The organism is Acaryochloris sp. IP29b_bin.137, from assembly GCF_028285745.1.
GTDB lineage: Bacteria > Cyanobacteriota > Cyanobacteriia > Thermosynechococcales > Thermosynechococcaceae > Acaryochloris.
In genome coordinates this window covers 1-10,638 of sequence record NZ_JANQOP010000086.1, presented here as the reverse complement: position 1 = coordinate 10,638, position 10,638 = coordinate 1, and the positions used below count along the sequence as shown (strand labels likewise).

Below are 10,638 nucleotides of genomic sequence, written 5' to 3'. Positions count from 1 at the left end.
CCTCAGAGGCCTATCCCGCATCACAGGTGTGGCTTACAACACCTGTGTGAGTGTGATTCGTTCAGCGAGCTATAAAGCCCAAATGATTCACAACCAAGATGTTCAGGCCGTTGCGACCAACGTCATTAATGCAGATGAGTTATGGTCCTTTGTCAAAAAAAGCAAAAGCACTGTGAACCGGAAGAGTTGAGCGTCGGCGATTGCTGGATAGCACTGAGTCTCGCCAAAGACAGTGGCTTGGTGCTCAGGGGTCGGATTGGCAAACATACCGACGAGCTCGCTCAAGCATTGATTGAGAATACTGAAGGCAAAACCGCCTGTCACCATTGGCAAACTGATAGCTGGCAAGGGTATTCACGACAATTACCCAATGAGGTGTTCCATCACGTGAGTAAAGCCCTGACCCAACGCTTAGAGCGGACCAATGAAATATTACGTCAACAGACCGGGCGCTGGCATCGACGGCAGAATAAATTTGGTAAAGTCTGGCAACAGAGTGCAGTGACGTTAAGACTGGTGCTGACCTATTTCAACTGGATCTGGTGCCACTCTCGATTCAAGAATACGGCTGCCCAACGAGCTGGGCTGACAGAGCATGCGTGGGAATGGCGAGACTTAGCCATCTATCCCACACTTTGTTGACGCACAATCGAATAAAATAATCCAGTTCTATGGACCATTAAGCATCAAATGAATGCTCTATTTTTGGGTAGTTGATATCTTCAGCCCACTCATCCAGCCCTGATGGATCGCTAGAACCTCACCGACCAAGAAAATCGGCGTAATCAGGGGCTAAAATTTTTAATCTGAATCACGTCAAACACAATGCCGGGGCTGACGAATTGGCAACGGGCTGCCCCTCAATAATGCGATTATCTTGATCCACCAACACCACCTGAGGCTCAAATCCTTCTAGCTCTTCAGCCGTAAGCTGAGCATAGGTCATAATAATCACCCGATCACCCCGAGTACCGAGGCGTGCGGCGGCACCATTTAACTCCACATCTCCCGAATCAGCAGGCGCTGGAATCGCATAGGTAATCAGTCGTTCGCCATTATTCATATTTACGACTTGGACTTGTTCGTATGGGGCGATACTAGCCGCCTCTAGCAACGTTTGGTCAATGCTAATGCTGCCAACATATTCGAGATTTGTCTCTGTTAGTGTGCAGTGATGAATTTTGGAAAATAAAAAGGTGCGATGCATATAGACTATTCTACCGTCAGTCTTGATAGTCGGACTGTAGGTTAGAACACCGATGCTCACCTACAGAATCTATGACAGGATGCTGAACCTTAGATTCAAGTCAACGCCTACCTGGAGATTCGAGACTATGGCTTCTACCATACCGCTAATCACTACGGTGAGCCAGTTTGATTAAACGATCCAACTCGGCATAGCCTGGAGATAGCGACTCGCTAAATACCCGGGACGTCTCCAATAGCCGAGAGTTTGATGGTTGCCTTCGCCATCCATAAACAATGAGCAGGCTAATATCCCTTGCTAATGGCCCGTCATCGTTTGTAGAATGCAGAGCCTATCCTCTCTAGTTCAAACATTCGTGTCTTCTAAAGCTGAGAATCAACCGTTAGACATGATGAGTGCCTATGCCAATGGGCGCGAAGCCTTTGAGCATGGGTGCTATCGTGAATCTATTGAGTGGCTATTACAAGCGATTGCTTTAGCCAACCGAAACTCTCGAATCGGTGGTGAAATTCAACTCTGGTTGGTATCAGCCTATCAAGCGGCAGGCCAGCAACCAGAGGCGATTTCCCTTTGCCGACAACTCCAACTCCATACTCACTGGGAGACTCGTAAACAAAGTAAGCGGCTGCTGTATATTTTGGAGGCTCCTCAACTAGAGAAAAAGGCAGAATGGCTAACGCAAATCCCTGATTTAAGCAATGTTGACGACCAGGACTTAACTGAACGCATGGGAGTGGGTTCTTTTTCCCCATCGTCTGTAAAGCCTAAAGCCCCAGCCCCAGACCCCATTGATTGGAGCCAGGTCGATACCCAAGAAAGTCGCCTAGTGTGGGTTGCCTTGATCTTATTGCTAGGCGTATTGGGTGGACTCGTCTACCTGGGGTAGTCTTGCCGGCAGGCCCATTTATCCAGAAGCCATGCTTAGGGTCGGCTACCCGTTATCCTAGCTAAGGTCTCCCTTGCTATGTCCTCCCATCAAAGTTGCGGTTCCGGGTTGTAAACGGTGATTTGTCGCTATGATTTGCGGACCGGATGGGAATGTTAGAGTGAAAGCATCCTCCCCTCAATACCCCATTGCCCGATGAGGCGAACTAAAATTTTTTGCACGTGAATCACAAATGGCGTTTTTCTGAAGGGACAGACTTAAAAACGGTTGATTTTTGGAGTTGTTACGGCGTGAATTATTCTCAACCCCATATGTCTGAAGACGTTCAAACAGAAATTTTACAACTGAGTGAACAGTTGCAACTTCGGGATCAGCTCGTCGAGCAGCTCTCAACCGAGCTGTACCGAATCATTAAGGCTAATCCTGCAGCACTTCCACCTGCCCAAGGGACTACCGCTGAGCAAGCTGGCTCTTCTCTACCCACGCCTTCTATTCCAGATGGCAACCTACTACATCAAGATATGACGACACTGGAGTCTCAAATCGAGTTTTATCAGGCTCAAATTGATAAGCGAGACGCTCAAATCACGCATCTGCAAAGTTCTTGCCAAAGCTTAAGTGAACGAAATCAAATGCTTGAGCGGGTTATTCAAGAACTGCCAGAAGTATACCGTCAGAAATTTGCGCAGCGGTTAGATCAGGTCAAAACCAAGATGAAATTTTTACAGTTGGAAAATCGAAGACTATACTCGGCCCTTCAAGACTCAAATCCTCCCCAATTGAACGACGCGTCTAACGAGACGAGGATGTCTTTACCTGCGCAGAATAAACCTTCGCGCGAATCGACAACATAATGTTTATGACTCACAAATTATTCTCAAGCGTCTTAGCAGCCTGAAGAATACTGAAGGGAAGGTTCCTAGTGGTCCCCAATCAAGGTATATTCGTGCTTAAATATGGCGAGTTACTCAATTATCAGCAGTATCTCGTCGCCTCCTAATCCAGTTTTTGTTGTAAACAGCCCTGATTATGAGAATATTGGTTACCGGTGGTGCTGGTTTTATCGGATCCCATTTAATTGACCGCTTAATGGAGGCCGATCACGAAGTCATTTGTCTAGATAACTTCTATACGGGACGAAAACAGAATGTTCTCAAGTGGTTCAATCACCCTAAGTTTGAAGTCATTCGCCACGACGTTACAGAGCCAATTCGTTTAGAAGTAGACCAAATCTATCATTTAGCTTGTCCTGCCTCTCCCATTCACTATCAATACAACCCGGTTAAAACCATTAAAACGAATGTGATGGGAACATTGATTATGCTCGGGCTAGCCAAGCGGATTAAAGCCCGGTTTCTCTTAGCATCAACCTCAGAAGTGTACGGTGATCCTGAGGTTCATCCCCAAACGGAAGAATATCGAGGGAATGTGAATCCCATTGGTATTCGCAGCTGTTACGATGAGGGCAAGCGGGTGGCAGAGACCCTATCTTTTGACTATTACCGTCAAAATAACGTGGATATTCGGGTTGCGCGTATTTTTAATACCTATGGCCCTCGAATGCTGGAACAAGATGGACGGGTCGTCAGTAACTTCGTTGTTCAAGCTTTAAAGGGGATGCCATTAACCGTCTATGGCTCAGGTCGGCAAACCCGTAGTTTTTGCTATGTTTCAGACTTAGTCGAAGGACTGATTCGGCTCATGAATGGGAACTGCATTGGCCCTGTGAATTTGGGCAATCCCGATGAATATACCGTGCTAGAACTGGCGCAAACTATTCAGGCCATGATCAATCCCGATGCCACGCTCGAATACAAGCCATTGCCAGCCGATGATCCGCAACAGCGGCAGCCCGACATTACACGGGCTCGAACGGAATTAGGTTGGCAACCAACCCTCTCCTTGAAGGAGGGGTTAGAACGGACGATTGAAGATTTTAGAGCCCGGATTTAGGCCATACTTCAGCATTACGAAGATAAATGGTCTTGCACCAATGGATACAATATTGCTCCCATGACGATGTGTTCCTGAATAAAATGCTGGTTATATTAGGAGTCTCTTTTACATGAAAGTCTGTGTGATTGGAACAGGTTATGTGGGTCTTGTCACTGGAGCCTGCTTGGCGCGCATTGGTCACCACGTTATTTGTGTTGATAACAATGAAGAAAAGGTCAAAGTCATGCAGGCTGGCCAGTCTCCCATCTATGAGCCTGGGTTATCAGAGATTCTGCAGGAATCCATTGGCGCTGGTAACATTGAGTTCACCACAGACTTAAAAGCGGGCGTAGCGCATGGCGATATTCTGTTTATTGCTGTGGGCACCCCTGCACTCCCTACCGGAGAGAGTGATACTCGCTATGTTGAAGCGGTTGCGAGGGGCATTGGGTTCCATTTGACGGGTGGCTATAAAGTCATTGTCAATAAATCGACCGTCCCCATTGGGTCTGGGGATTGGGTGAAGATGATTGTACTAGAGGGCCTCGCTGACGCTAAAAAACAGTCAGGACAATCTGTAGACACTTCTACACTGGATAGTAAAGGCTTGTTTGATGTGGTCAGCAACCCCGAATTTTTGCGGGAGGGTTCTGCAGTCTATGACACGTTTAATCCTGATCGCATTGTGTTGGGGGGGGCGGATCCTAATGCGATCGCAAAAATGCAAGAACTTTATGAGCCCATCGTTATGCGGCAGTTTGCAGCGGATCAAACCCAGCCTCCCGTGCCTGTGGTCGTCACTGATCTCAGCTCTGCGGAAATGGTGAAGTATGCCGCCAATGCCTTTTTGGCAACCAAAATTAGCTTTATCAATGAAGTCGCCAATATCTGCGATCGCGTAGGCGCTGATGTGGTTCAGGTGGCCAAAGGCATTGGTTTAGACTCTCGGATTGGCAGCAAATTTTTGCAGGCAGGCTTGGGCTGGGGAGGCTCCTGCTTCCCGAAAGATGTTTCAGCCTTGGTTCATACCGCCACAGATTATGGCTATGAGGCCATCTTGCTAGAGTCCACGATCAAGGTGAATCGGCACCAACGCGTGATCGTCATTGAAAAGCTCCAGCAAACCCTGAAGATTTTGAAGGGCAAAACGATTGGGCTCTTAGGGCTAACCTTTAAACCGGATACGGATGATATGCGGGATGCACCTGCCCTAACGCTGATTGATGAACTCAATCGCCTCGGAGCCAAAGTGAAAGCCTACGATCCGTTGCTTTCGCAAAGTGGTTCCAGTCATGGTCTGTCCAACGTCAGTGTGGAAACAGATGTGGAACGTTTAGCCGATCATTGTGATGCCCTGGTGCTGGTTACGGATTGGGAAGCCTTTGAGTCTTTAAATTATAAGCAGATGGCTGAATTGATGACTAACCCAGTAATAATTGATGGGCGTAATTTCCTCGATCGCCAGATGTTAACAGACGCCGGCTTTCAATATGTGGGCATTGGCCACTAAAGGATAAAACGATTGCAACAAAGCTAAATTTCTATGGGTTCGATGCGTCCGTAGCGGGCCTTTAGCGATAGATGTGGTTGTTCCTGTTGGGTCAGCCATGCCCACATTTGATCGCCTAGGCAAAAATGCCACCACTCTTTTGGGTGCCGTTGGAAGCCTGCCATGTGCAGGGCATCATACAAAATAGTGCGGTTTTGATTGGCTTTTTGAGCCCGCCGTTTTTCCTTAGGCGGGGTTTGCCGCTGATTGGCGAGATCGGTAAAATAGTGGGGATGCGATCTCACCGACAATTCATCGATCTCCGACCCCATAAACACAGTCTCTTGGGTTTGGGTATCGAAAAGGGTAATATCTACAGCCGCTCCCGTACTATGCGGGGGTGGAGTCTTGGGATCAAGATTGGGCGGAGCCCATAGTTCATAGACTTCTTGCCAAGCTTGATCTTGTTGGGCTGGCGACAAAGCACTAGCTTGCCAGCCTTTCTCCTGTATGAGTTGGGCGTAGGTAAAATTCACCATAAAGGCCTGAACGGCAATGGGTCGATAGGCATCAAAGATCATAATCTGCCAGTGCGGTTGGGTCTGTTGTAAATGGGTTTGGGCCTCCTGTAAGGCCACCAATACCCCTTCTCGCAGAAAGTAGGGAGAGGCATGGTCGTAGGGAGCCCCTAACACTTCGTAGGGATGAGGGGTTTCAAAGGCGAAGCGGTCGGGGGGAATGGGTAAAAGTGTTTCGCCCGATTCAACGATTGGCATTTGGAAGTAGGGCTTGCTGACTGACATTGTGTGTCCTCCATCCCCGGGATAGCACCTCAAATTCAGTAAGCAGTTTAACAGTCTGATGACCGGTTCTGTGACACTTGGCTAGCCAGCAAGGACCCCTGCTTATCTGGGAAGGAGTCGGTGAAGAGCAGGATCCGTAAAGTCTTGGATGCAGTTCTCGGCTCCTGCCTGTATCAGTTCCGCCTCCGTGTGGGTGGTGAGGACGCCCCAGCATCCCATGCCCGCATTGCGCGCCGCTTGCGTACCTGCGATCGCATCTTCAAATACCAAACATTGATCCGGTGAAACCCCCAATCGTTCTGCCACCAACAGATAACACTGTGGATCGGGTTTACCCCGTTCCACATCCGTTTCAATCACCTGGGCCGCAAAGAAGCCCCCAAGCTGATCTTGATTCATCAACAAATCCACATTTTCCCGACATGCAGAGGTGCCCAAGCCTAACTTAAGTCCTATGGCCTGAGCCTGTTGCAAGAATGGAATCAAACCAGGCATCCACTGAATCTCATCCTTAATCAGAGAACGATAAACGGCTTCCTTCTCAGCCCCCCAACGCTGGATATCAGCAGCGGCAACAGGACGTCCTAGTAATTCCGGCAACAGATCCTCATTTCGCTTGCCTCCCATTTGCTCCAAACGGTCTCGGCTAGCTACAGCTAATTCTGGAATCGTCGCACTATATTGCAGCCAAGCATCCAGATGATAGGGCATCGTATCGCAAAGGACCCCATCCATATCGAATATCAGAGCCTGCAGGGGCAATGCAGAGTTTGCAACGGCTTGATTTTGAGGAAAAACAGACGCTTGTTCATTCATCGAGCAAAGGATCCAAAACTGAACACACCGTAGAAAACATGCTAACTTTTATAAAGTTTATTTAAGCATTCTGCCTGCCCCTTGCCCTATGACTTTGTCAAAACTCTTGTACTGGATCTATACCTTTATTCATCCAGTCCTGATGTGGACACTGTTTGGTATCTGTATCTATGCCATGACCTTAGGGCTGAAGGTTCGCACCACTCGCACCACTCCGGACAAAGATCTGCGCAAATCCCTAATTAAACAGCGCTTCAATATCAAGCACCATCAAATTGGGGCAATTCTGTTATCGATTATGGTCCTCGGCTCCATTGGCGGTATGGGGGTTACCTATATCAACAACGGCAAACTGTTTGTGGGAGCCCACCTGTTGGCAGGGCTAGGAATGACGGGACTCGTAGCCATTTTGGCGAGTCTCACACCCTTGATGCAGCGAGGCAGTCAAACTGCCCGTGATGTCCATTTATGGCTGAGCGTATTAATGTTGGGCCTCTTCGGTTGGGAAGCCATTACCGGTATGCAGATTGTGCAACGGATTATCGAACAGGGCTAGAAACCCTTACCGCAACGTAATATTGTTAACATAAGTTCACCTATTCACCCTAGATATGACCTCTACAGCAAGTTCTAATCGTTGGCTCACGCTTTTATTCCAGTCCACCTCGGACACGACCGTTTGGTTCCAAGTAGCCTTGACAATTTTGCGAGTCGTCGTCAGCTTTTTCATGATTCACAATGGCGTGGATAAACTAGGCGATGTGGAGGGGTTTGCCACCAACGTGGTTGCCAATGGAATGGGTCTCCCTTTTCCTGTGTTTCTCACCTATTGTTCTGCTTATGCCGAAATTATCGGTTCTATCCTGCTGATTTTAGGTCTATTGAGTCGGCCTGCAGCTTTGTCTTTGGTCTTCACCATGGTAATGGCGATTTACTTTCACATCAAAGTCGACGGCCTCCAAATTGGCTCTTTTGAAACGGCTACCCTTTATGCCTGTGCGTTTCTCTTTTTCCTTATCAATGGTGGTGGGCAATATTCCCTCGATGCATTGATTAGTAATCAATTAGGCGGCTCTGAAGAGTAGACCAAACCCCTATTTGAATACTTAAAAAAGCATTCAGTTCTAAACGGCTGGGTGCTTTTTGTTGGGGCTTTAACCCATACCATCGGGTTTTGCCAGATTAAAAAAGCGAGTCAGTTTCGGCTCAAACAACAGTTTGACCGTACCCACCGGGCCATTCCGGTGTTTGGCAATATTCAGTTCGCAGATACCCCGCTCAGGGCTATCGGGGTTGTAGTAGTCATCTCGATAGAGCAGCATAATCAAGTCAGCATCCTGCTCAATGGAGCCTGATTCCCGTAGGTCCGACATTAACGGTCGTTTATTGGTTCGGGACTCTACCCCCCGGCTCAGCTGAGAGAGCGCGACGACGGGTACATTCAGTTCCCGAGCCAGTCCTTTCAGGGCCCGAGTAATTTTGGAGATTTCCTGTACCCGGCCATCCGATGCATCGCCGCCGCCCATCAGCTGGAGATAGTCTAGGAGAATCATACCCAAGCCTTCAGGATGCTCAGACTGCAACCGCCGGGCATTAGATCTCAACTCAGTAATGCTGGGGTTAGGGGCATCATCAATATAAATTGAAAGCTGAGAAAGCTTACCAATCGCTCGGCTCAACGGTTCCCACTGGGTCTGATTGATGCGTCCAGCCCGCAGGTAGTTACTGTCAATCCCCGCTTCTCCGGCTAACATCCGCTGAACAAGCTGCTCTTTAGACATCTCCAAACTAAAGATGGCAACGCCCAGGTTATGGATTTCACAAATTTGACGAGCAATTTGTAGAGCTAATGCCGTCTTACCCATAGCAGGACGACCGGCCACAATAATTAAATCCGACCGCTGAAAGCCTTGGGTCATGGCATCCAAGTCGTAGAAATTACAGGATAAGCCAGGTAAAACTTGTCCCAAAGACCGCTGTTCTAAGTCGGCAAAGGTACTCGCTAAAATATCTTCCGTGGCCACGAGTCCTTGCCGAACCCGATCTTGGGTGACGTTAAAAATTTGCTGTTCGGCCTCATCCAAGACCGTTTCTAAGGTTTTAGAGGTGTCGTAGGCCAATTGCATGACCTCCGTTGCCCCTTTAATCAACTGCCGCCGCAAGAACTTGTCTTTAATCAGAGCGGCATATTGATCAATATTAATGGCGCTAACGGTGCGGTCCACTAGCTGGGCTAGCTTACCTTGTCCTCCAACTTTGTCGAGGAGGTCATGATCCTGTAGCCAAGCGGTGACACACATCAAATCCGTAGGACTGCCTTGGCCATGCAGATTCAGCGCAGCGCGGTAAATCTCTTGATGGGCGCTGAGATAAAAGGTCTCCGGTCGCAGCAAATCTGCAACCCGGCCAATCGCTTCTGGGTCCAGCAGGATACCCCCCAGAATCGACTCCTCAGCTTCAACGTTCTGTGGGGGTAAGCGATCGCTAGCAGGTTGAAAATCTAGCTCGTAAACCATAGGTATGCCAACAGATAAATCCCTTTAGCTAGAAAATAATCTGACTTGGGAGGTGCCAGCACCCTAGCATTTATTCAGGAACAACTTCCACTTTGACGGTGGCGATCACTTCTGGGTGGAGCTTAATGTCCACTGAGTAGGTTCCCAGTTTACGGATATCGGGGATATCAATGCCCCGCTTGTCGATTTCAAATCCGCTAATGTTGGCGATCAGTTCGGCAACGTCAGGAGAGGTTACCCGACCGAATAGCACTTCTTCTTCGCCTGCTTTTTGTTCAATGCGGAAGGTGCCAATGGTTTGGAGGGCGACCTTTTGTTTTTCGGCCTCGTCTTTAATGCCCTCTAGACGCTTGAGTTCTTCAGCTTTGCGATGCTCAATCTGCTTGAGCACGCCAGGAGTAGCTCGATAAGCAATTCCCTTGGGGATTAAATAGTTGCGAGCATATCCAGGCGCAACTTCAACCAGGTCTCCTGAATACCCCAGTTTTCTGACATCTTCGTTTAAAACGAGCTGAACGCGTTTTCCCATAGCCCTAAGTGCGTCGATATATAAATTTCAGTGAAAGCACTTGATCATACCTAACTTAGAGGCGCTTTGGCAACGTCTATTTCCAAATGGGATGGCCGCAAGAAAGCACCGAATGGGAACAAAAGGTAGCGTCCCATGAAAACTGCAAGCTGGGGCGGGAGCTTGGCGTGAGGTTGAGATCCGGGTAGTCAGTCTCCACCCATAGCAACCGTTCTGAACCCAAAAAGCGTAGCCACCCTGAGCCTGCTTTTTCTCGTACATCCGTTCTAAGCACTTAGACATGATGGGTCTATGGGGCTGAATAAGCAGTAATTTGAAAAACTGCTTGTGTTGGCGCAATTCAGATATGTTAAAATCTTGAACTGTTGACAAAGTAGGGGTCGGTGCCCGAGTGGTTAATGGGGGCGGACTGTAAATCCGCTGGCTACGCCTACGCTGGTTCAAATCCAGCCCGGCC

General features: G+C 48.5%; 11 protein-coding genes and 1 pseudogene. 7 read left to right on the top strand and 5 right to left on the bottom strand.

All coding sequences use genetic code 11. The features are described 5' to 3' along the window. Window positions 1-642 (top strand): annotated as a pseudogene (locus tag Q0991_RS06355) (IS1 family transposase); the annotation flags it as partial. Between the two features lie 169 nt (window positions 643-811). On the opposite strand, the gene panD reads toward Q0991_RS06355, so the two are convergent. Continuing rightward, window positions 812-1,207 (bottom strand): aspartate 1-decarboxylase, encoded by a 396-nt coding sequence (gene panD, locus Q0991_RS06350; protein WP_299486517.1) that lies wholly within the window; start codon window positions 1,205-1,207, stop codon window positions 812-814. Between the two features lie 355 nt (window positions 1,208-1,562). Here panD and Q0991_RS06345 point away from each other — a divergent pair, with 355 nt between their 5' ends. The 4 genes from Q0991_RS06345 to Q0991_RS06330 all read left to right on the top strand — a co-directional run bounded on the left by Q0991_RS06345 (window position 1,563) and on the right by Q0991_RS06330 (window position 5,538). Then, window positions 1,563-2,093, top strand: coding sequence for a hypothetical protein (locus tag Q0991_RS06345; RefSeq protein ID WP_299486516.1), 531 nt, complete (start codon window positions 1,563-1,565; stop codon window positions 2,091-2,093). A gap of 290 nt (window positions 2,094-2,383) precedes the next feature. After that, window positions 2,384-2,947: an Npun_F5560 family protein gene (locus Q0991_RS06340; RefSeq protein WP_299486515.1), complete on the top strand. Its 564-nt coding sequence runs from the start codon at window positions 2,384-2,386 to the stop codon at window positions 2,945-2,947. A 175-nt stretch (window positions 2,948-3,122) separates the two neighbouring features. After that, entirely contained in the window at window positions 3,123-4,046 is a 924-nt protein-coding gene (locus Q0991_RS06335) for a UDP-glucuronic acid decarboxylase family protein (RefSeq protein ID WP_299486514.1), read from the top strand. A 112-nt stretch (window positions 4,047-4,158) separates the two neighbouring features. Continuing rightward, on the top strand, window positions 4,159-5,538 hold the full coding sequence (locus Q0991_RS06330; RefSeq protein ID WP_299486513.1) for a UDP-glucose/GDP-mannose dehydrogenase family protein: 1,380 nt from the start codon (window positions 4,159-4,161) through the stop codon (window positions 5,536-5,538). 23 nt (window positions 5,539-5,561) lie between these two features. On the opposite strand, the gene Q0991_RS06325 is transcribed toward Q0991_RS06330, so the two are convergent. Both Q0991_RS06325 and Q0991_RS06320 read right to left on the bottom strand, forming a co-directional pair. After that, window positions 5,562-6,320, bottom strand: coding sequence for a M15 family metallopeptidase (locus tag Q0991_RS06325; RefSeq protein WP_299486512.1), 759 nt, complete (start codon window positions 6,318-6,320; stop codon window positions 5,562-5,564). A 102-nt stretch (window positions 6,321-6,422) separates the two neighbouring features. Then, complete coding sequence (locus Q0991_RS06320) at window positions 6,423-7,136, bottom strand: HAD family phosphatase (RefSeq protein ID WP_299486511.1); 714 nt, start codon at window positions 7,134-7,136, stop codon at window positions 6,423-6,425. An 88-nt stretch (window positions 7,137-7,224) separates the two neighbouring features. On the opposite strand from Q0991_RS06320, the gene Q0991_RS06315 reads away from it, so the two are divergent. Together Q0991_RS06315 and Q0991_RS06310 are read left to right on the top strand one after the other, a co-directional pair. Beyond that, the gene (locus tag Q0991_RS06315; protein WP_299486510.1) at window positions 7,225-7,692 is read left to right on the top strand and encodes a DUF4079 domain-containing protein; all 468 of its coding nucleotides are present in this window, start codon (window positions 7,225-7,227) and stop codon (window positions 7,690-7,692) included. A gap of 55 nt (window positions 7,693-7,747) precedes the next feature. Further along, window positions 7,748-8,221, top strand: a complete 474-nt coding sequence (locus tag Q0991_RS06310; RefSeq protein ID WP_299486509.1) for a DoxX family protein — start codon at window positions 7,748-7,750, stop codon at window positions 8,219-8,221. Window positions 8,222-8,290: 69 nt separating this feature from the next. Here Q0991_RS06310 and dnaB read toward each other — a convergent pair whose 3' ends face one another. Together dnaB and rplI are read right to left on the bottom strand one after the other, a co-directional pair. Then, window positions 8,291-9,652: a replicative DNA helicase gene (dnaB, locus tag Q0991_RS06305; protein ID WP_299486508.1), complete on the bottom strand. Its 1,362-nt coding sequence runs from the start codon at window positions 9,650-9,652 to the stop codon at window positions 8,291-8,293. Between the two features lie 70 nt (window positions 9,653-9,722). Further along, window positions 9,723-10,181, bottom strand: a complete 459-nt coding sequence (gene rplI / locus Q0991_RS06300; protein WP_299486507.1) for a 50S ribosomal protein L9 — start codon at window positions 10,179-10,181, stop codon at window positions 9,723-9,725. Window positions 10,182-10,638 lie beyond the last annotated feature (457 nt).